21 protein-coding genes and 1 tRNA gene are annotated in these 19,031 nt (G+C 65.6%); 9 read left to right on the forward strand and 13 right to left on the reverse strand.

Translation table 11 applies throughout. The features are described 5' to 3' along the window. Position 1: 1 nt before the first annotated feature. A complete protein-coding gene (locus tag FIV09_RS02480; protein ID WP_152448505.1) occupies positions 2-484 on the forward strand; it encodes a periplasmic heavy metal sensor in 483 nt (160 codons plus the stop codon). Here FIV09_RS02480 and FIV09_RS02485 read toward each other — a convergent pair. Next, positions 436-1,926: a diguanylate cyclase gene (locus FIV09_RS02485; RefSeq protein ID WP_152448506.1), complete on the reverse strand. Its 1,491-nt coding sequence runs from the start codon at positions 1,924-1,926 to the stop codon at positions 436-438. The genes FIV09_RS02480 and FIV09_RS02485 overlap by 49 nt on opposite strands. Before the next feature lie 103 nt (positions 1,927-2,029). Here FIV09_RS02485 and FIV09_RS02490 point away from each other — a divergent pair, with 103 nt between their 5' ends. The 5 genes from FIV09_RS02490 (at position 2,030) to FIV09_RS02510 (ending at position 4,807) form a co-directional block, all read left to right on the forward strand. Further along, positions 2,030-2,314, forward strand: coding sequence for a DUF3572 domain-containing protein (locus tag FIV09_RS02490; protein WP_152448507.1), 285 nt, complete (start codon positions 2,030-2,032; stop codon positions 2,312-2,314). After that, the gene (locus FIV09_RS02495; RefSeq protein ID WP_254702292.1) at positions 2,305-3,018 is read left to right on the forward strand and encodes an HAD family hydrolase; all 714 of its coding nucleotides are present in this window, start codon (positions 2,305-2,307) and stop codon (positions 3,016-3,018) included. Before FIV09_RS02490 ends, FIV09_RS02495 begins: the two co-directional genes overlap by 10 nt. Positions 3,019-3,087: 69 nt before the next feature. After that, positions 3,088-3,678, forward strand: coding sequence for a heme NO-binding domain-containing protein (locus tag FIV09_RS02500; protein ID WP_152448508.1), 591 nt, complete (start codon positions 3,088-3,090; stop codon positions 3,676-3,678). Then, on the forward strand, positions 3,675-4,676 hold the full coding sequence (locus FIV09_RS02505) for a GGDEF domain-containing protein (RefSeq protein ID WP_152448509.1): 1,002 nt from the start codon (positions 3,675-3,677) through the stop codon (positions 4,674-4,676). The genes FIV09_RS02500 and FIV09_RS02505 overlap by 4 nt, the downstream gene beginning before the upstream one ends. Positions 4,677-4,732: 56 nt before the next feature. Continuing rightward, positions 4,733-4,807 (forward strand) — tRNA-Gln (locus tag FIV09_RS02510). A gap of 261 nt (positions 4,808-5,068) precedes the next feature. Here the strand turns inward: FIV09_RS02510 and FIV09_RS02515 are convergent. The 3 genes from FIV09_RS02515 to FIV09_RS02525 are packed head-to-tail and all read right to left on the reverse strand — an operon-like array spanning position 5,069 to position 7,166. Continuing rightward, positions 5,069-5,878 (reverse strand): metal ABC transporter permease, encoded by an 810-nt coding sequence (locus FIV09_RS02515; protein ID WP_152452301.1) that lies wholly within the window; start codon positions 5,876-5,878, stop codon positions 5,069-5,071. Further along, complete coding sequence (locus FIV09_RS02520; protein WP_152448510.1) at positions 5,878-6,636, reverse strand: metal ABC transporter ATP-binding protein; 759 nt, start codon at positions 6,634-6,636, stop codon at positions 5,878-5,880. The genes FIV09_RS02515 and FIV09_RS02520 overlap by 1 nt, the downstream gene beginning before the upstream one ends. Beyond that, positions 6,633-7,166 (reverse strand): Fur family transcriptional regulator, encoded by a 534-nt coding sequence (locus tag FIV09_RS02525; protein WP_152448511.1) that lies wholly within the window; start codon positions 7,164-7,166, stop codon positions 6,633-6,635. Before FIV09_RS02525 ends, FIV09_RS02520 begins: the two co-directional genes overlap by 4 nt. Before the next feature lie 56 nt (positions 7,167-7,222). On the opposite strand from FIV09_RS02525, the gene FIV09_RS02530 reads away from it, so the two are divergent. Beyond that, on the forward strand, positions 7,223-8,293 hold the full coding sequence (locus tag FIV09_RS02530) for a zinc ABC transporter substrate-binding protein (protein ID WP_152448512.1): 1,071 nt from the start codon (positions 7,223-7,225) through the stop codon (positions 8,291-8,293). A 120-nt stretch (positions 8,294-8,413) separates the two neighbouring features. Here the strand turns inward: FIV09_RS02530 and FIV09_RS02535 are convergent, their stop codons facing one another. From FIV09_RS02535 to FIV09_RS02565, 7 genes are all read right to left on the reverse strand, one after another. After that, positions 8,414-9,703, reverse strand: coding sequence for a glycerate kinase (locus FIV09_RS02535; RefSeq protein WP_152448513.1), 1,290 nt, complete (start codon positions 9,701-9,703; stop codon positions 8,414-8,416). Between the two features lie 3 nt (positions 9,704-9,706). Further along, positions 9,707-10,393 (reverse strand): D-lyxose/D-mannose family sugar isomerase, encoded by a 687-nt coding sequence (locus tag FIV09_RS02540; protein ID WP_152448514.1) that lies wholly within the window; start codon positions 10,391-10,393, stop codon positions 9,707-9,709. After that, positions 10,390-11,667, reverse strand: a complete 1,278-nt coding sequence (locus FIV09_RS02545) for an amylo-alpha-1,6-glucosidase (protein ID WP_152448515.1) — start codon at positions 11,665-11,667, stop codon at positions 10,390-10,392. Before FIV09_RS02545 ends, FIV09_RS02540 begins: the two co-directional genes overlap by 4 nt. Before the next feature lie 9 nt (positions 11,668-11,676). Then, positions 11,677-12,720 carry an ABC transporter ATP-binding protein gene (locus FIV09_RS02550; RefSeq protein ID WP_152448516.1) on the reverse strand — a complete coding sequence of 348 codons (1,044 nt, stop codon included), beginning with the start codon at positions 12,718-12,720 and terminating at the stop codon, positions 11,677-11,679. Between the two features lie 33 nt (positions 12,721-12,753). Then, positions 12,754-13,596 (reverse strand): carbohydrate ABC transporter permease, encoded by an 843-nt coding sequence (locus tag FIV09_RS02555; protein WP_152448517.1) that lies wholly within the window; start codon positions 13,594-13,596, stop codon positions 12,754-12,756. Continuing rightward, complete coding sequence (locus tag FIV09_RS02560; protein WP_152448518.1) at positions 13,593-14,438, reverse strand: carbohydrate ABC transporter permease; 846 nt, start codon at positions 14,436-14,438, stop codon at positions 13,593-13,595. Before FIV09_RS02560 ends, FIV09_RS02555 begins: the two co-directional genes overlap by 4 nt. A 107-nt stretch (positions 14,439-14,545) precedes the next feature. Next, positions 14,546-15,814 (reverse strand): ABC transporter substrate-binding protein, encoded by a 1,269-nt coding sequence (locus tag FIV09_RS02565; protein WP_152448519.1) that lies wholly within the window; start codon positions 15,812-15,814, stop codon positions 14,546-14,548. A gap of 281 nt (positions 15,815-16,095) precedes the next feature. Here FIV09_RS02565 and FIV09_RS02570 point away from each other — a divergent pair, with 281 nt between their 5' ends. Further along, entirely contained in the window at positions 16,096-17,103 is a 1,008-nt protein-coding gene (locus FIV09_RS02570; RefSeq protein ID WP_152448520.1) for a LacI family DNA-binding transcriptional regulator, read from the forward strand. 67 nt (positions 17,104-17,170) lie between these two features. Here FIV09_RS02570 and FIV09_RS02575 read toward each other — a convergent pair whose 3' ends face one another. Beyond that, positions 17,171-17,764: a TetR/AcrR family transcriptional regulator gene (locus tag FIV09_RS02575; protein ID WP_152448521.1), complete on the reverse strand. Its 594-nt coding sequence runs from the start codon at positions 17,762-17,764 to the stop codon at positions 17,171-17,173. Positions 17,765-17,880: 116 nt separating this feature from the next. Between FIV09_RS02575 and FIV09_RS02580 the strand changes: the two genes are divergently transcribed. Then, complete coding sequence (locus FIV09_RS02580; protein ID WP_152448522.1) at positions 17,881-18,450, forward strand: carboxymuconolactone decarboxylase family protein; 570 nt, start codon at positions 17,881-17,883, stop codon at positions 18,448-18,450. Positions 18,451-18,536: 86 nt separating this feature from the next. Here the strand turns inward: FIV09_RS02580 and FIV09_RS02585 are convergent, their stop codons facing one another. After that, complete coding sequence (locus tag FIV09_RS02585; protein WP_152448523.1) at positions 18,537-19,031, reverse strand: DUF3299 domain-containing protein; 495 nt, start codon at positions 19,029-19,031, stop codon at positions 18,537-18,539.

Here is a 19,031-nt window from a genome sequence, read left to right on the forward strand (position 1 = left end):
CATGGCCAAGACCCCTTCGAACGGATCTGAGACGCTCGCGGATCGGCCCCGGACACCGAGGTTCGTGAAGATCATCCTGTTCCTGTCGCTTGCCCTGAACCTCGTGGTTGCGGGGCTGTTTGTGGGGCTCTGGGCCGACAAGGGCCCGCCGCGCCGCGATGGCGCGCCGACCGGGATCGCGTTCATGCGGGCGCTCGAACCCGAGGATCGGCGCGGCCTTGCCCTGGATCTGCGCGGGATGCGCGAGGCCGACCGCGCCGCGCAGCGCAGGGAGATCGCGCGCGGGCTGGAGATTTTGCGGAGCGATCCGTTCGAGCCCGAGGCCTTCGTCTCGGTTCTCGACGCGATGGCCGAGCGTGGCCAGACCTTGCGCCGGATGGGGCAGGACGCCCTTCTCGCCCGTGTGGCCGAGATGTCCCCGGCGGAACGGGCGGCTTATGCCGATCGTCTGGAAGCAAGGCTGGCGTCGCCGAAACGGCGCTGAGTCTCGATCACAGGCGCAGAAGCGGAGGCCGGGGCAGACGCAGCGTTGCCGTCATTGGCAACGGCGCGCGCGCGCCGGACCCGCGAGCGACCGTCGGCCTTGGCGCGGTAGAGCGCCCGGTCGGCCTGCGCCAGAAGCTCGGACCCGGAAAGCGTGCTTTCGGGCGCGCATGCGCTCACTGCGATGCCGATGCTGACGGAAACGGGCACGGTAGTGTCGCCCGTGGGCAAGGGGATCGGCTCGCAGGCAACGGCATCCACGAGCCGTTTGGCCGTGGCGTCTGCTGTCGCGGGATCGGTATCGGGCAGCAGGATCAGGAATTCCTCGCCACCCAGGCGCGCGATCACATCGGCCCCGCCTAGCCGCGCCTTCAGGCGTTTGGCGACAGCACGCAGGACCGTATCGCCCACAAGGTGGCCGTGGCGGTCATTGACCCGCTTGAAATGATCCAGATCGGCAATCATCACGCTGCATCTCGACCCCGTCCGCGCGGCCATCGTGACCATCTGGTCGAGATTGGGCAGCGCATACCGCCTGTTCCACAAACCGGTCAGCGGATCGACCAGCGCGGCTTGCAATCCGGTCTGCATCCGCAGCCTGTGGGCCTCGGTTTCGCGGCGGCGTGCGATCAGACGCTCGCACCAGGCCACCAGCTCCTCGGGGCTGCAATCCAGAAGGATCGCATCATCCGCGCCGAGATCGAGGGCGCGGGTCGCATCCTTCGTCCGGCCGGGCATCGCCCCGAACAGGAAGGCCGCGTTGCGCGTGGCGCCATGGGCGCGCAATTCGCTGAGAAGGGCAAGGCTGTGCGCGCTGTCTTCGGGCGTTCCGCACAGAAGATAGAGGTCGGTGGCCACGGGGCTGCCCTCCGCACGCAGAACCGCATCCGGTGTTCTATGGGTGACACGCCCGCGCCAGGCCTCGTCAAGCGCACGTTTGAGCGAGGTGGGCAGCCCGTGCGGGTCGGGATGAATCAGCGTGAGATGGCCGCAGCCAAGAAACGGCGCCGCGCTTTCCGCAAGCCCCAGCGCCCGATCCGCATCTTCGTACCGTCCCGCTTCGCGGTCGGTGTCGAGCCTGCGAAAGATGCAACGCAGGCGCGCCAACAGGTAGTCGCGATCAAAGGGCAGGGAGATGGCATCTTCGACCCCGGCTTCGATGGCGCTTTTGCGTGCCTCGGCGTTGTCGTGAGATTGGATGTAGATGGTGGCGATCTGTTCAGAGGCAGGCAGGTCATTGATGCGTTTGACGAATGGCGCGGGGTCGTTGCCGGGCAGGCTGTCTCCGAAGATCACGACATGGGGGCGAAAAACCCGTGCGAGCCGCAACGCTTCCTCGGCGCTTTCGGCCTGTTCCGTCTCGTAATATGCAACCGTCAGCTTGACGCGCAGCATGGCCCGTGTGGTCGGCCGACTGTCGACGATCAATATCCTACCTGGCATTTAACCGCTCCGATTTGTTCTTTCCCATGGCGAATGGCTTGTTCGCTGCTGGCGCCCAGTGTTTATGAAAGATGGTTAAAAAAATCTTTCCGACTTGGTGAAAATGGTAGTCTCTCGAGCGAATGCAGAAGTCATCGGCCTCAAGGCCGTGGGGTGGTTGGCGGCCAATGATGAATTGTTGCCGGTCTTCCTCGGCGCCACCGGCGCGGATGAGGCGCAGTTCCGGGCCGGGCTGCAGGATCCGCATTTTCAGGGTTCCGTCCTCGACTTCCTGCTGATGGACGATGCCTGGATCTCGGCCTTCTGCGACGCCGAGGCCTTGCCCTATTCCGCCCCGATGGAGGCCCGCGCGGTCCTTCCGGGCGGCGAGGCCGTGCATTGGACCTGAGCCTGCCGCCGCCACCGCGCATCGAGGCCATCCTCTTCGACAAGGACGGCACGCTGTTCGACTTCCGTGCGACCTGGGACGCCTGGGCGCATGACGTCTTCGGCCTGCTGGCCCGCGGCGATGCGGGCCGGAGGAAGGCCTTGGCCGAGATCGCCCGCTACGATCTGGAGGCGCGCCGCTTTTCGCCCGAGAGCCCCGTGATCGCGGGCAGCAATGACGAGGTCGCGGCGCTGTTTGCCTCCGTTCTGCCGGACCGCGCGGCGGGTGACATCGCGGACCTTTTGGCCGAGACCGCGGCCGATGTGACCGTGGTGCCGCCGGTGCCCCTCGAGGCCTGCTTGGGCGGATTGATCGCGCGCGGTCTGCGCCTCGGCGTCATGACCAACGATGCCGAAGCGGTCGCGCATGCGCATTTGCACGCGGCTGGGGTGGGCGGGCTTTTCGACTTTGTCGCGGGCTGCGATTCAGGCTTCGGGGCGAAACCCGATCCGGCCCCGCTTCTGGCCTTTTCGGACGCGCTGGGCGTGGCGCCGGATGCGGTCGCCATGGTGGGGGACAGCACGCATGACCTGGTGGCTGCACGCGCGGCCGGGATGGTGCCCGTGGCGGTCCTGACGGGCCTGGCCCAGGGTGCCGAACTTGCACCGCATGCGGCTGTGATTTTGCCCGATATCGGCCATCTCGAGGCGTGGCTCTGGCCCTGACCGAGCGGCGTTTCTGATTTCTTAACTTCGCGGCCTTAGACGTGGCGTCCGGAATGTCCGGAGCCGGGTATGCATGGTCTGATCAACGCAACGCTGCAGTTTTTCGTTGAGGATAATTACGGCCCGGATCGCTGGGCCGCCGTGGTGCGCAAGGGTGGCCTCAAGACCACCATGTTCGAGACGATGCTGATCTACGAGGATTCCCTGACGGAGAAAATCGTCTCGGCCATCGCGCGGGAATTTTCGCGCCGCCCCGAGGCCATTCTCGAAGATGTGGGCATCTACCTCGTCTCGCATCCGAAACGGCAGGCCTTGCGGCGCCTTCTGCGCTTTTCGGGCAATGATTTCCGCGATTTTCTCTATGCGCTCGACGATCTGCCGGATCGCGTGCGGCTTGCCGTGCCGGATCTCGACCTGCCTGCCGTGACATTGACGGACCTCGGCGATGATCGCTTCCGGATTTCCTGCCGCTCGCCGTTTTCCGGTGCGGGATGCGTGCTCATGGGGGTTCTGCGGGCCATGGCCGATGATTACGGCGCGCTCGTCACGCTGGAGCATCACGTGGCCGCCGATGGATGCGATGTTTTCGATATTGCATTGGTCGCCGAAGCTTTCGCGCCGGGCCGCAGCTTCGATCTTGTGGCGGAGGGACGGGCATGACCGCAGACGTCTCCACGGACGTGCTTGACGCCTTGTGCCCGATGCATCTGCGTGTCGATCCCGCGGGCCGTATTCTTCATGGCGGGCCTGCACTTCGGAAGGTGCTTGGCGACATTCAGGGTCGGCACCTGTTCGACATCCTTCGCGTGGATCGTCCCGCTGGAGTGGCAACGCTTGCGGATCTGCGGGCCCGCGCCGGGCGGAAGCTGCATCTATACGCCGCGACCGCGCCCGACACCCTTCTGGTCGGCCATGCGGTGGTCACGCAGGATGGCGGCGCGGTGCTGAACCTCGGCTTCGGCATCGGGGTCGCGCCCGCCGTGCAGCGCCACGGCATTACCGGGTCCGACATGGCGCCGACGGACCTGACCATGGAGATCCTGTTCCTGATCGAGGCGCAGGGCGTGGCAATGAACGCGTCGCGTCTTCTCAACAGCAAGCTGCAATCCGCGCGCCTCGCGGCAGAAGCGGAGGCCGCGACCGACAGGCTCACCGGGCTCGCAAACCGTCGCGCGGCGGAGCTCACGCTCGATGCGCTGGTCGAGGATGAGGCGCCGTTCGGGCTCATCCATCTCGATCTCGATCACTTCAAGGAGGTGAATGACAGCCATGGACATGCGGCAGGGGATGCCGTCCTGCGTGGCGTGGCCCGCGCGCTCATCGGAACCATCCGGCCCGGCGATATTGCCGCGCGCATCGGGGGCGACGAATTCCTGCTGATCTTTCCCGATCTGAGCGATGCGCGCCAGTTGGAGGGCCTCTGCGCCCGCCTGATCGCACAGATCGCAGGCCTGAACATCCCGCAAGCGCCCCGCGCGATCGTGTCGGCAAGCGCCGGGATCGCGATCTGGCCTGGCGGCCCGGGCGCGGATCTGAACGCATTGACAGACCGGGCGGACCAGGCGCTCTACGCGTCCAAGCATGCGGGCCGCGGTTGCGCGACCCTCGCGCGCCCCGCCACGGAGCCTGTCGCAATGCAAAGCGGATCAGCGACATGATTTTTGGTCTTCGGGTCTTGATCCCCCTGCGGGGAAGCCGTAGATAGCCGCGCAGTTGGGGTGTAGCCAAGCGGTAAGGCAGCGGTTTTTGGTACCGTGTACCGTAGGTTCGAATCCTACCACCCCAGCCACTTTCTGACAGTTTACGGTTCTGCGGCGCTGTGGACGCATCCGCTCGACCGTATCGAGCGGTGACACGCCGGGCCTTGAGCGAGCACCAACGGCCTATGGCGCACTCGTTCCACCTGGATCCGAGGGCCAAGCATCGGCAGTCCGCGTGGGAAAGCTGCGCAGATTCGACCGACATACCGCCGCCACGCCATCCATCCACTTCAACGCCAACCCTCCCTGACGGGCCGAGCAGGGAACTCCCAAGGCAGACGGCGCAGCTCTCATCGACGCAAAGACGCCATTCCGCCCCGCAGCGCGCGCAGCGCGGTTGTCACGGCAAAACACAGGGCCGCGACGCAGACGATCGAAGGCCCTGCAGGCGTATCGAGGATGTAGGCCGCCTGCAGACCAATCCCCGCAGAGGCCGCGCCGATGCCGGCCGCGATCAGCGCCATGGCCTCGGGTGTGCGGGACAACGGGCGCGCTGCTGCGGCCGGGATGATCAGCATCGCGGCGATCAGGAGGGCACCTACGACCTTGATCGCAACCGCGACCGTGACGGCCAGCGACAAGGTCAGCACCAACTGTTCGCGCTTGGGGTCGATGCCGCTGGCATAGGCCAGTTCCTCGTTCAGCGTCGCGGTCAGGAGCGCGGACCAGCGCCATGCTATGAGGCCCGCCACAAGTCCCGCTCCGGCCCAGATGACGGCCAGATCCCCACGGGAGACGGCCAGGATATCACCGAAAAGATAGGCCATCAGGTCGATCCGGATACCCGACAGGAAGGACACCGCCACAAGCCCGAAGGCGAGTGCGGAATGCGCAAGAACGCCCAGCAGCGTGTCCATCGCGTAGCCCCGCCCGCTCAGGGCCGAGACGGTCAGCGCCATGACGAGTGCGACAGCCACGGCGCCCAGAAAGATCGACATCTGCAGCGCAAGGGACAGCGCCACGCCGAGGATCGCGGCATGGGCGGTGGCATCGCCGAAATAGGCCATGCGCCGCCAGACGACGAAGCTGCCGAGAGGGGCTGCCGCAACCGCGACACCGATGCCCGCAAGCGTGGCGCGGGTCATGAAATCGTCCAGTATCACTCGGCCGCCTCCGTGCTGTCATGGGCGTGTGCCTTGCCATGGGAATGGTCATGGCTGTGGTCATGCTCGTGCCGGTAAAGCGCAAGCGCCCCATGCGTGCCGGTCCCGAAAAGCGCCCGGTATTCCGGTGCGGAGGACACATGCTCGGGCGTGCCTTGGCAGCAGACATGGCCGTTCAGGCAGACCACCCGATCCGAGGCCGCCATGACCACATGCAATTCGTGGCTGATCATCAGAACCGCACACCCGGTTTCGCGTCGGACCGCGTCGATCAGTGCGTAAAAGGCCGCCGAACCCGGCTGGTCGAGCCCGGCCGTGGGCTCATCGAGAAGCAGGATGTCGGGTTTCGCGACCAGCGCGCGGGCCAGAAGCACGCGCTGAAGCTGCCCGCCCGAAAGCTCCGACATCTGCCGACGGGCGAGCGCGCTCACGCCGGAACGTGCGAGGGCCGCGGCAATCTCCGCCCGCCCGGCGCCGCCCGGAAGGCGCAGGAACCGCTCCACTGTGATCGGGAGGGTCGGGTCGATATGCAGGCGTTGCGGCAGGTAGCCGAACACGACGCCCGGCGCCCGCGTGATCCGCCCCGAACTGGGGGCCACTGCACCCACGATCGCGCGCAGCAGGGTCGTCTTGCCGGACCCGTTGGGGCCGACGATGGTGACGATCTCGCCGCGCTCCACCTGCAGGGAGACATCGCGCACGACGGTATTGGCGCGGTAGCTGACGCTCATCCGCTCGACATTGATCAGGCTCATGCGGGTGCAGTTCCGGGGCTTTCTGTCGCGCAGGTCGGGCAGACGCCAAGCGCCTCGACGACCGTGCGTTCGATGTGGAAACCGGTCGCCTCCGCGGCCTCGCCCAAGCTGCCGCGAAGGGGGACTGATTGCGCCTCGGCCACGGCATCGCACAGGCGGCAGATCAGGAAGGCCGGCGAGTGAGTGGCGCCGGGATGGGCACAGGCGATGAAGGCATTGAGCCGCTCGATCTTGTGCACGAAACCATGCGCCACGAGGAAATCGAGCGCCCGATAGGCCACCGGCGGCTGTGAGCCGAAACCGGCCGCGTGAAGCTTGTCGAGCAATTCGTAGGCGCCGAGGGCCCGATGTTCGCCCAGCAGGATCTCGAGCGCGGCGCGACGCACGGGCGTGAAGCGCAGACCTTCTTCCCGGCAATGGGCCTCGGCGGCGGCGATGCCCGATTCGACGCAATGGTGGTGATCGTGGTCGTCGAACCCGACGGGCTCCTGATCCGGCCGACCGGGATCTGCGGGTGCGGCACTTGTCATGTTATCTCATTTCACGTAATGGGCAGTTAATGTTATATAGTCACAAGGGGGCGCAGATGTCCAGAAACCTCTTTACGCTGTCGCTGACGGCAACGCTGATGGCGGGCACCGCGATGGCCGACGTGCCGCGGGTCACCGTCGATATCGCACCCGTGCATTCCCTGGTGGCCCGCGTGATGCAGGGCGCAGGTGAGCCGGACCTCATCGTGCCCCCCGGTGCCTCGCCGCATGAATACAATCTGCGTCCTTCGGAGGCGAGGGCGCTGCAGGAGGCCGATATCGTCTTCTGGGTCGGTGAGGACCTCACGCCCTGGATGTCCGATGCGGTGACGACACTGGCCGACGGCGCGGATGTCACGGCGCTTCTCGAGGCCGATGGCGTCACGCTGCTGGAATTTCGTGAGAATGCACTCTTCGAGGCGCATGCGCATGAGGAGGGCGAGCACGGGCACGAGGAACACGCCGAGGGCGAGGATCACGAGCACGAGCATGAGGAGCATGCCGAGGGCGAAGATCATGACCACGAGCATGAAGAGCATGCCGAGGGCGAAGATCACGACCACGGGCATGAGGAGCATGCCGAGGAAGGTGGCCACGACCACGACCATGCCCATGGCGCGCATGACCCGCATGCCTGGCTTTCGCCAGACAATGCGTCGGTCTGGCTGGATGTGATCGCGTCCGAACTGTCCTCTGCCGATCCGGACAATGCCGGAACCTACTTCGGCAACGCGGCTGCCGCCAAGGAAGAGCTCGCGACCCTGTCGGCCGAGGTGAACGCGACCCTCGATCCGGTGCGCGGCGGTGCGTTCGTCGTCTTTCACGACGCCTACCAGTATTTCGAGACCGCCTTCGATATCTCCGCCTCGGGCGCGATTTCGCTGTCGGACGCTGCTGATCCCAGCCCGTCGCGGATCGCCGAGATCCAGGGCCGCGTCGCCGATGAGGGTATCCAGTGCGTTCTGTCGGAGCCGCAATACGATCCCGGCATCGTCGCGACGGTCATGGACGGGACAGAGGCGAACACCGCAGTTCTCGACCCTCTCGGCTCCGATCTTGAGCCGGGGCCGGACCTTTACCCGCAAATGCTGCGCAATCTTGCAAGCGCGCTGGCAGCCTGCCTCTGACATTTCGGGCCGGGACGCGATGGGGCATGCGCTCTGTCGCGTATCCGGGCCGGGGAGCTCCTACCTGTGGGACCGATCTGCGCCGCATGTCCCCGGTAGCGCGTCGGTCAGCCCATCCCGTTAGGGCTGACCGTCCAACTCGGGCGGCATCACGAGGATCGCGCGGAAATCGTTGACATTGGTCAGGGTCGGTCCCGTCACGATCTGCCCGTCGATGGCCCCGAAAAACCCGTGGGCATCGTTGTCGTCGAGCGCCGCTTGCGGATCGAGCCCGCGCGCCCGCGCAGCGTTCAGGGTCTCGGGACCGGCATAGGCGCCTGCGACCTCCGCCGCGCCGTCAACGCCGTCCGTATCGCATGCCAGCACATGGATGCCCCGCGCGCCATTGAGCGCGAGCGCGGCGGCCAGCGTGAACTCGGCATTCGGTCCGCCGACACCGTTGCCCCGGCGGGTCACCGTGCATTCGCCACCCGATAGCAGCAGAATGGGCATTCCTCGGTCGCGGGCCTCCTCGCGCAGCGCCAAGGCCATCTGCGCCTGCTCTGCCGCCACCACGCGCGCCTCTCCCTCGATCGCGTCACCGAGGATGCGCACATCGATCCCGTGGGATTTTGCGTCCTCGGCGGCGGCGTCCAGCGATTGCGAGGGGGCCGCAACGATCTGGGTCTCCGCACGTGCGAGCCTGGAATCCTCCGGCGCCACAACGCCTGAGCCTGCGTTCAGTACCCGGCCCGCGGCGTCCGGCACATCGACCGCGTAACGCGCGAGTATCTCAAGGGCGTCCTGCGGCGTGGAGCGTTCTCCGACGGTGGGGCCGGAGGCGATCTCGGCCGGATCGTCCCCCGGCACGTCCGAGATCAGGAGCGAGACCAGCTGCGCGGGATGACATGCAGCGGCCAGCTGCCCGCCCTTAACACGGCTCAGATGCTTGCGAACCACGTTCATCGCGCCGATGGGCGCGCCGGAGGCCAGAAGGGCCGCGTTGACCGCGCGCTTGTCCTCGAGCGACAGGCCGTGCGCAGGCGCACATAGCAGCGCAGAGCCACCGCCCGAGATCAGCGCGAGCACCGTGTCATCCGCCCCGAGACCGGACAGAAGGTCGAGCATGCGCGCCGTGGCCGCAACGCCCGCCTGATCCGGCACCGGATGGGCGGCCTCGACGATCTCGATCCCGCGCGTGGGGCGGCCATAGCCGTAACGCGTGATCACGAGCCCCTCGCAGGGGCCAAGCGCATCCTCGACGGCCTCGGCCATGCGCGCGCTGGCCTTGCCCGCGCCGATCACGACGAAGCGTCCGGCGGGCCGGTCGGGCAGATGCGTCGGGACCACCTGCATCGGGTCCGCGACGGCGACAGCGCGCCGGAACAGCCGGGTCAAAAGATCGCGCGGGTCGAAGGGCCTGTCGGACATGGTTCAGGCGAGCCAGGTCGCGTAATCGCTGACCAGAAGGTGCACGGGGTCCGTGTCCTCTTCGATGGTCGCGAAGCGGCCGATGGGTTCGCGGAAGATGTTGTCGGTCTCATCGTCGTTGACGGTCGAGACCTCGCCCACCAGCACGTCGCCGCCTTCGCCCCAGAAGGCATGCCAATCGCCGGGCATGAGCGTGACGCTTTCGCCGGGCGCGAGGTGCAGCTTCTCGCCGGGGCCGTAGTCGCGCAGGATGCCGTCGCACATCACCTGGCCGCCGCGATCACCCGCAAAGCCACCGTTTTCGTCCGACCCGTAAAGCTCGATGATGAGCGTGGCGCCGCCGCGATTGATGATATCCTCGGCCTTGATGACATGGGTGTGCATCGGCGAAAGCTGATCCTGGCGCGAGATCAAGAGCTTCTCGGCGTAGCACATGCCGCGCCCGGCGGTCAGATCCGCGAGCCTGCCATTGCGGAGCGTGAAGAGAAACAACCCCATCTCGTCGAAGCGTCCCGCACCGTAATCGGTGATGTCCCAGCCGCACCGCGCCTCGATCACGTGCCGCGCCGTTGCGGCCTGGTCGCGGAACGTGCCGGGCGACCAATAGGCGAAGGGCGGCAGGGTGAAGCCGTGGCGGCGGATCATGTCATCCGCTGCGCGCAGGATCTCGTTGATCTCCGAGCGTTTCATGCATCCTCCTTCGCGCCGGTCAGGAACTCGATAACCATCGCCGCCGTCCAGGTAAATCGGCCACCGCCACAAGGCTCGCCGGATTTCGGGTCGTAATACTCGGCAAATCCGGATTGTTCGATGAGATTGAGGCTGTCGGTCACGATCCGGTCGACGACCGAGGCTTCACCGGCGGCCTTCAACCCGTCCGCGATCATGTAGTTGACGATGAGCCAGAGCGGCCCGCGCCAGTAGCGTTTGCCATCATAGTCCGGGGATGCCGGGTCATGGCTCGGCACCATGAAGCGTGCCTTCGTGCCGATATCGTCGATCCGGCGCGCGATGGCCGTGGCCCGCGCCTTCGGTACGGCGGCAAAGACAGGGAGGAGCCCGCCGACCGAAGGGCTTTCGACCCGCTTCCCCACCGCGCGGTCGAAACAGAGATACTGGCCATGGGTGTCGCTCCAGAGCGTCTCGAGCGCGGCAATGCCCCTTTCCGCGAGCGTCCGGGACCGCTCTGCGATCCGGGTCTCTCCCAAGGCTTCGGCCAAGCGGGCCAGATCGCTGCAGGAGCGGATCAGGATCGCGTTGAAGCCGGGATCGACCACCCGAAACGGGGAGGCGTCGTGCAACACCGAATTGTCCCAATCGAGATCGCGGAAATGCTGAACGAGCGCGATGTAGGCCTCGTATTGCGCCTGGGTTGGTCGGTGTTCGGGGTTGGCGTGCTGCGTGTCGCGCCGGGTGAAGGGGGCGACGCCCTCGGTCGGCACCCGGCCCAGTGCCGCGTCCCAATCGACCGAATTGTCCCGTCCCGATTCCCACGGATGGATGATCGCGACGAGCCCTGTGCCTTGCGGGTCGCGACAGCGATAGAACCATTCGTGCCACGCCGCGACCTTCGGCAGGAGGGCGCAGGCGCGGTCCCGGGCGAGGTCCGTGTCGCAGGCGCGCTCGAACAGCCGGTTGAGCGCAAAACCCGCCACCGCAGGCTGCGTGATCCCCGATGTCGGCACCTCTCGGCCCGTCTGCCAGACCGATGGGCCTGGGAAATAGCCATCGTCTTCCTTGTGAAAGACGATATGCGGCACCATCCCGTCCTCCCATTGATGCGCGAACAGGGTGTCGATCTCGGTCCATGCGCGGGCTTCGTCGAAATGACCGAAGCCAAGCGCCGTCAGGCATGAATCCCAGTTCCATTGGAAGGGATAGAGGCCCTTTGTGGGCACCGTGTAGGTGCCGCGATCGTTTTCGCGCAGGATCGCGAAGGCCTTTTCGATACGTGTATCGGACATGGAATTTCCTCAGGCGACGGCTTTCGTTGTTTCGGGATCGAACCAGCGGACCCGCTCGGGCATCGGCGCGAGATGGATCGCGTCGCCGGGCTTCAGGGTCAGGTCGCTGTCAAGAACGGCGCGGATCGAGGTGCCGCCCACGTCGCAGGTGACGAGCAGATGCGCGCCCAGGGGTTCGACGAGCTTCACGGTCGCAGGCAGGCCCCGGTCCGCGAGATGCATGTCTTCCGGTCGGATGGCATATTGCAGCGGGCCGTTGGCGGCCGCGGGGCCATCCACCGTCTCGCCGCCCACACGCCACTTGCCGGAGCCTGCGTTTTCCGCGCGCAGGAAGTTCATCGGCGGGTTGCCGATGAAGCCCGCGACGAATTCGGCGGCGGGGTTGCGGTAGACCTCGATCGGTGTTGCGGCCTGGATGATCTTGCCTTGGTGCATGACGCTGATCCGGTCCGCGAGGCTCATCGCCTCGACCTGGTCGTGGGTGACGTAGATCGCGGTGGTCTTGCTTTCAGCCAGAACGCCCTTCAGCTCGGCTCGCATCTCGAGGCGCAAAAGCGCATCAAGGTTCGACAGCGGCTCGTCCATCAGGATCACGTCGGGCTCCATCGCCAGTGCGCGGGCGACGGCAACGCGCTGACGCTGACCGCCCGACAACTCACCCGAATAGCGCTTGAGCAGTTGCTCGATATGCATGAGCGACGCGCACCGCTCCACCCGCTTCTTGACCTCGGCATCGGGCAGCTTCTGCATCCGAAGCCCGAAGCCGATATTCTCGAACACGGTCAGGTGCGGGAAGACGGCATAGTTCTGAAAGACCATGGCGATGCCGCGATCCTTGGGCGGCAGGTGATCGACGCGACGCCCGCCGATCCAGACCTCGCCCGTGGTTGCCGTCTCCAGCCCCGCGACGATGCGCAGAAGCGTGGTCTTGCCGCAGCCCGAAGCGCCCAGAAGCACCATGAACTCGCGATCCGAAATGGTCAGGTTGATGTCGTGCAGCGCCTGGTAGGCCCCGAAGCGCTTGGCGACGTTCTTGATCTGGATCTCAGCCATTGATCTCACTCCCTTGAGCGACGCGTCCGCATCTCAGCGGTTCGCGATGCCCCACATTGCGAAGAGGTATTTGCGCACGGCGAAGATGAAGATCAGCGCCGGCACGACGAGGATGAAGCCGCCCGCGAATTTGAGATGCATGGGCGATTCCGCGAGCGTTTGCAGCAGGAAGGCGGGCAGGGTCCGGTTCTCGATGGTCAAAACCGCGGCTGCGAAGACCTCGTTCCAGGAGATCACGAAGGCAAAGATCGCGGAGGCCGTGATGCCCGGCAGGATGAGCGGCAGCACGACCTTGGTGAAGGCGGTGAAGCGCGTGCAGCCCAGCGTCCAGGCCGCCTCCTCGAGCTCGACCGGGATGCCGGAGAAGAGCGAGAAGGTGATGAGCACCGCGAAGGGAATGGCGAGCGTCGTGTGCACGAGCGCCAGCCCGAATGCCGTGTCGTCGAGCCCGGTGCGGATGAACAGAACCGCAAGCGGCAGCGCCAGAAGCGGCAGCGGAAACGCGCGGGTCAGCAGGATCAGCAGCCGGAACACTTCCTTGCCGCGAAAATCGAAGCGCGACAGCGCGTAGCCCGCCGGGGCGCCGATGGCGATCGACAGGATCATCGTCAGCACCGCCACCAGCACCGAATTCTTGAGCGCGCTGAGCATCCCTTGGAACCCGGCGAAGAATTGCAGGGATCCAAGGTCGAACTCGGGCAGGAAGGGCTTGGGGAAGCTGTTGACCGTCTCCGGCGAGGACAACGTGTTGACCAGGAGGAAGTAGAGCGGCACCAGAACCCAGGCGATCAGGAGAGCAACGGAGGCGATGTAAAGCGTGTTGCCGGCCTTCCGCGTGCCCGCCGCGGCGGGGACATCTATCGTGGCATCGGTCATATCGTGGCTCCTTTCGGGACACGCAGGGCGCGCAGGATGATCAGGGTGAAGGCCAGCGAGATCGCGAGCACGATGAGCGCGAGAGCTGCCGCGGCACCGCCATTCTGCAGATCGAACTGGTAGGCGTAGATCTCGCCCATCAGCACCGGGAAGAGCGTCCCGCCAAGGGCGGCGACAACCGCGAAGACCTCGAAGGCCAGCACGACACGCAGGATCAGGGCCGTTTGCAGCGACGGGCGCAGAAGCGGCAGCGTGACCCTCAGGAAGCGCTGCCAGGGCGAAGCTCCGAAGACCTCGGCGGCCTCATAGTATTCCTTGGGAATGAGCCCGATCCCGGCCACGATGATGACCAGCATGATCGCGGTCGCGCGCCAGATCTCGGCCAGCATGATCGCCACGAAGACCATCAGCGGGTTCTGGTAGGACAGGAAATTGACCGGCTGATCGGCGAGGCCCAGACCTGTCATCATCGAGTTCAGAAAGCCCGACTGCTCGAAGATCGCGAGCCAGATGATGCCGGCCGCGAGGTCCGAAATCCCCAGCGGGATCGTCCAGACATAAAGCACCAGATCGCGGCCCTTTTCCATCCGGCTCACCATCGTGGCCATCAGCAGGGACAGCGCCAGCTGGATCGGCACGACGCAGAGCGCGAGGAGGAACGTGTTCTTGAGCGAGATCGGGAATTTCCAGTAACTCACGACGTCGCGGAAATTATCGAGCGTGAAGCCTGCACCGGTCGTGAAGGCCTGCTGGGCGACCAGGAAAAACGGGTAGAGGAAAAAGACACCGAGAAACAGCGTCACCGGCAGGATCAGCAAATAGGGGAGCAGTCGGGCGTCCATGGGATCGCTCCTTTCCGGGCGCGCCAGGGCGCCTCGGGCAAATCGGGGATGGGGGGATGGGTCCGGGCGGCGGGGCCGCCCGGAGATCGACCGTCAGGTCCGCGCGATCACTCGACCGGGCAGGCGCCTTCGGAGGGAGCGTCCGGTGCCCAGCAGGGCGCGCCGGTTTCGTCCATGATCCGCTGAAGCGTGGCCTTCTGGTCCTCGAGCACCTGCTCGATCGGCTGACCGGCGAGGATGATGCGCTCGAAGGTGTCGTTGTAGACGCGGCTGAAATCGCCGCTCTTCTCGCCGAGGCCCGAGGGCAGGAGCCCGGGATTGGCGTCTTCCGCGCTCGACATCTTGGCGACCGCGTCGCCGGCGGCCTTCACGGCGGGGGGCAGATCGTCGGGCAGATCCACATCGATGACCGGGAAGAAGGAGGTCGCGCGCAGCGTGGCGATCTGCGCCTCGGGCGTCAGCATGTATTCGACCAACGCGCGGGCCTCGTCCTTGTCAGGTGCGGTCTCGGGGATCGCCACGCCTGCAAGCACCGGCATGAAACCGCGACCGGCGGGCCCGGCAGGGGCCGGGAAAGCCACGAAATCATCGGGCCGCTCGTTGAAGGCCTGCGCGAGGCGCGAGGTGTGATCGAAGACGATCCAGGCGTCGCCCGACAGGAGTTGCTCCTGCATGAAGGCGAAGTTGGTCGAGGCCGGGTTGGTGTGCTCCCAAAGCTCGCGGAACTTTTCCCACGCCGTCACGGCCTCTGCCGAGGCGAAGGTGCGCACCACGCCATTGGTGTAGGAGGGGTAGAGGTAACCCTGGAAGAAGCGGTGCTTCAGACCCTTCGGTCCGGCCGGGAAGCCGAATTTCGGGCTACCTTCGGCCTCATGCACGTTGGCTGCCCATGCGATCAGCTGGTCATAGGTCAGCGCATCGATATCGGCGCCATCCGGCAGGTATTCGAGCGCCTCCTTGTTGGCCGCCATGATGTAGCTGGCCTGCATCCACGGCATGTACTGCATCGTGTCCGTGCCGAGCTTCGCGAGCGACGCGAAGGTCTCGCTCGAGATCGCGGCGTCAAAGCCGTCAAGGTCGACGAGCGTTTCGGGATCGATGGCCGAGAAGTTGCCGTGCAGCGCGCCAAGGACGCCGATGGAGCCGGAACCGGCCTGACCTTCGGCCTGAAGGCGGGTGAGCCAGGGGCCTTCCTCGTTCGGCTGGTAGTCGACGCCGGGGCCGAAGCCGCTCAGCACCTGCTGGCGCATGGCCTGCGCCTCTTCCGCGGGGCGTGCCTGTGTCGACCAGAACAGGACCTCGGCCTGGGCGGCCGAGACGCTGCACAGAAGGGCGATGCCGGATGCTGCGAAAGCGAGTTTTGACTTCAAGTTCATGGTCTCCTCCCAGAGATGTTTGATCGGCGCGTTCCGGCGCCCGAGAAACGATATCCGCGCCGCATCGGTAAGCAGCCGCGACCTCCTCTCACCCGTCCGGGAGCCCAGCGACTCACCCGAGTGACGCCCTAGCTTGATATATCGTTATACCTTGCGTCAAGGCAGTTGTTTGGCTTCTTTGCGCGCCTCATCGGTGGTTCTGCTCGGCAGAGCCCGTTTTTCCTTGAAATACCCAAGAAATACGGGGTGTACTGGAGATAACGATATACCGGATGTGCGCGATGAAAACGAAACCGACCCTGGGCACCGTGGCAAAGGAGGCCGGGGTCTCGATCCCGACCGTCAGCCAGGTCATGCGCGGCACCGGACGCATCTCCGAGGAGACCCGTGCGCGGGTCATGCGTGCGGCGAAGAAGCTGCACTATGTGCCCGACTCGCGCGCGGCGTCGATGCGCTCGGGCGAGCGCCGGGAGATCGGCTTCGTGCTGAACAATTTCGCCAACCCGTTCAATGCGGAGGTGGTCAGCGGCGCCGTCGATCTTCTCGAAAACGAGGGATATCTCGTCTCGCTCCTCGATGGCCAGGATGATCCGGAGCGGCAATTCCGGCATATCGAGGTGTTCATCAAGCATGGGCGCGGTGGGCTGATGTGGGTGCCTGCCTTCAACACACCGCCCGAAACCTCTGACCTTTTGGCGGCGCATGGTATCCCGACCGTGGCCTTCCTGCGCCCGGCCTCGGACCGCTTCGACTATGTCGGCATCCGCAACGCCGAGGCGACGTCCGAGGCCACGCGCCATCTTGCGGATCTTGGCCATTCCCGCATCGCCTATCTCGGCGGCACGGATATGTCCTTCGTGCGCGAACGCCGGATCGAGGGCTTCAAACGCACCATGGCGCAGTTCGGTCTGGGGGCGCCTCTCGTCTGGCCCTGTCAGGACGGGCGGCGCGAGGGCATGGAGGCGATGCAGGCCTTGTGCGCCGCGCATCCGGACGTGACTGCCGTGGTCTGCAACGGCGACATGGTCGCGCTCGGCGCCTGCATCGCGCTGATGAAGGCGGGCCGGACACCGGGACACGATGTCTCGGTCGTGGGGTTCGACGATATCGACGACGCTGCGCTCGCGATCCCGCCGCTCACGACCATGGCCGTCTGCCCGAAGCGTCTCGGCATGAAGCTGGCGAGCGTGCTTCTGGACCGCATCCGCGACCCGGACGCACCTGCCAGCATCACCGAGGTCTCTGCGACGCTCACCGTCCGGGAAACGACGGGCGCGCCCGCGACTTGAGCGGCGGGTCGCGCGCCTCGCGGCGGTGATTGCCAAGACGCCGCTCTGCGCCCTGCATCGCAAAGCCTCAGATGCGGAGCGCTTCCACGTCTTTCGCGATTTCCTCGGCGATCCGTGCGACGCGGTCGTCCGCATCCGTGCGCTGCGCATAGGCGCGCAGACCGAAGATCGCCGCCTGCAGCCGGGCGGCCAGCTGGTCGGGATCGGCGTCGGGCGCGATCTCGCCCGCATCTCGTGCGCTGCGGAATGCCGCGGCAAAGGCCCTTTCGGTCTGCCGCATCATGTCTTCGACCGACCGGCGCAGTTCTGGCTCGTCATCCGGCGTCTCGAGCAGGGTTTTGACCAGCATGCAGGCGCGTGAGGGGAGTGCGTCGCGGGCGATCCCGCCAAACATACGCACATGGGCTGCAAGTCCCGCAATCGGCGATCCGGACTGCGCGAGCGCTTCCTCAAGCGCTGTTAGGCCCGCGGTCGAGTAGCGGTCCAGCGCGGCGCGGAACAACGCCTCCTTCGATCCGAAGGCCGCGTAGATCGACCCCGGTCGCATATCCAGCACACGCTCAAGATCCTTGAGCGAGGTCGTGTGGTAGCCGCGCGCCCAGAACAGATCCATCGCCGCCTTGAGCACCTTGTCCTTGTCGTATGTCGCCGAGCGTCCCATGCCCTGCTCCGATCTCATTTGAGTGAACACTCAAGAAATAACTTGAATGGTCGCTCAAGTAAAGTTACCTCTGCAATCGTACTTGAGCGATCACTCAAATAAGGAGATGCAAAGCCATGACCGATTTCACGAAGCACACGATGGACACCGCCCCCGAGGAAAGCCGCCCTCTGCTGGAAAACTCTCAGAAGGCCTTCGGCCGCCTGCCGGGCCTGCACGCCGTAATGGCCGAAGCCCCCGCGCTGCTGGAAGGGTATCAGAAGCTCCACAAGCTCTTTGCGGAGGAGACGAGCTTCGACAAGGACGAGCTCACCGTCGTCTGGCAGGCGATCAATGTCGAACATAGCTGCCGTTACTGCGTGCCCGCACATACCGGCATCGCCAAGATGATGAAGGTCGACGACGCGATCACGGACGCGTTGCGCAACGAGACCCCGCTGCCCAACGAGCGCCTCGAAGCCCTGCGGACCTTCACGCTGTCGGTCGTTCGGGATCGCGGCAATGTCGACGATGCCGCCGTCGCGGCCTTCCTCGACGCGGGCTTCACCAAGCGTCAGGTGCTCGAGGTCATCCTCGGCGTGTCGCAGAAGGTCATGTCGAACTACACCAACCACCTTGCCCAGACGCCCGTCGATGAGCCGATGAAGGCCTTCGCCTGGGAAAAGCCGCGCAAAGACGCCGCCTGATCGGAGCCTGATCCCCAAAGGCAGGACGCGTCATCGCGCCCATGGCCCGGCATCTTCGCGGTGCCGGGCTTTTCTTTGCGGGCTATTCACGCGCGATGAGGTCTGATCCTGTCGGCCGCCATCGCGTAGCCGATCTGCGCAAGCTGGGTCGAGGTGGTCGACACGCTGAACCTGCCCGTCACTTCGACCGCTTCGAACATCCCGTCGCTCTCGTAGGGTCGTTTCGTCGTCACGAAGACAAGCTGGTTCGCGGGCGGCGGCGGGACATGCACGCAGGCACCCACGTAAGGCACGAGGATGAAGGCGGTGACGCCGGTGCCGTCGTAGTCGATGGGGACGATGAAACCGGGCAGGCGCACGGTCTTTCCGGTCCAATCCGTCCTGACCCCGCTGGAGGCCGGTTGCTGGGAGGACAGCGGCGCCTGACTATGGTCGATAAGCCCCTGTATCATCGGGGGCATTGCGGTCTCGCCCTCGGGCAGAAGATCGGCCCATTCCAGCTCGAGCACGTCCTTGGCCAGCGCCAGCTTCGGCATCAGTAGCGACGCGGCCAGACCGGCCAGCACCGCACGTCGCTGCAT

The sequence above is a fragment of the Roseivivax sp. THAF197b genome, from assembly GCF_009363255.1.
In the GTDB taxonomy this organism is placed as follows: Bacteria; Pseudomonadota; Alphaproteobacteria; order Rhodobacterales; family Rhodobacteraceae; genus Roseivivax.

Excerpts from the sequence above, each read along its gene's own strand:
- FIV09_RS02480 (WP_152448505.1), top strand. The coding sequence starts at position 2 with ATGGCCAAGACCCCTTCGAACGGATCTGAGACGCTCGCGGATCGGCCC.
- FIV09_RS02485 (WP_152448506.1), bottom strand. The coding sequence starts at position 1,926 with ATGCCAGGTAGGATATTGATCGTCGACAGTCGGCCGACCACACGGGCC.
- FIV09_RS02490 (WP_152448507.1), top strand. The coding sequence starts at position 2,030 with ATGGTAGTCTCTCGAGCGAATGCAGAAGTCATCGGCCTCAAGGCCGTG.
- FIV09_RS02500 (WP_152448508.1), top strand. The coding sequence starts at position 3,088 with ATGCATGGTCTGATCAACGCAACGCTGCAGTTTTTCGTTGAGGATAAT.
- FIV09_RS02505 (WP_152448509.1), top strand. The coding sequence starts at position 3,675 with ATGACCGCAGACGTCTCCACGGACGTGCTTGACGCCTTGTGCCCGATG.
- FIV09_RS02520 (WP_152448510.1), bottom strand. The coding sequence starts at position 6,636 with ATGAGCCTGATCAATGTCGAGCGGATGAGCGTCAGCTACCGCGCCAAT.
- FIV09_RS02525 (WP_152448511.1), bottom strand. The coding sequence starts at position 7,166 with ATGACAAGTGCCGCACCCGCAGATCCCGGTCGGCCGGATCAGGAGCCC.
- FIV09_RS02530 (WP_152448512.1), top strand. The coding sequence starts at position 7,223 with ATGTCCAGAAACCTCTTTACGCTGTCGCTGACGGCAACGCTGATGGCG.
- FIV09_RS02535 (WP_152448513.1), bottom strand. The coding sequence starts at position 9,703 with ATGTCCGACAGGCCCTTCGACCCGCGCGATCTTTTGACCCGGCTGTTC.
- FIV09_RS02540 (WP_152448514.1), bottom strand. The coding sequence starts at position 10,393 with ATGAAACGCTCGGAGATCAACGAGATCCTGCGCGCAGCGGATGACATG.
- FIV09_RS02545 (WP_152448515.1), bottom strand. The coding sequence starts at position 11,667 with ATGTCCGATACACGTATCGAAAAGGCCTTCGCGATCCTGCGCGAAAAC.
- FIV09_RS02550 (WP_152448516.1), bottom strand. The coding sequence starts at position 12,720 with ATGGCTGAGATCCAGATCAAGAACGTCGCCAAGCGCTTCGGGGCCTAC.
- FIV09_RS02555 (WP_152448517.1), bottom strand. The coding sequence starts at position 13,596 with ATGACCGATGCCACGATAGATGTCCCCGCCGCGGCGGGCACGCGGAAG.
- FIV09_RS02560 (WP_152448518.1), bottom strand. The coding sequence starts at position 14,438 with ATGGACGCCCGACTGCTCCCCTATTTGCTGATCCTGCCGGTGACGCTG.
- FIV09_RS02565 (WP_152448519.1), bottom strand. The coding sequence starts at position 15,814 with ATGAACTTGAAGTCAAAACTCGCTTTCGCAGCATCCGGCATCGCCCTT.
- FIV09_RS02570 (WP_152448520.1), top strand. The coding sequence starts at position 16,096 with ATGAAAACGAAACCGACCCTGGGCACCGTGGCAAAGGAGGCCGGGGTC.
- FIV09_RS02575 (WP_152448521.1), bottom strand. The coding sequence starts at position 17,764 with ATGGGACGCTCGGCGACATACGACAAGGACAAGGTGCTCAAGGCGGCG.
- FIV09_RS02580 (WP_152448522.1), top strand. The coding sequence starts at position 17,881 with ATGACCGATTTCACGAAGCACACGATGGACACCGCCCCCGAGGAAAGC.
- FIV09_RS02585 (WP_152448523.1), bottom strand. The coding sequence starts at position 19,031 with ATGCAGCGACGTGCGGTGCTGGCCGGTCTGGCCGCGTCGCTACTGATG.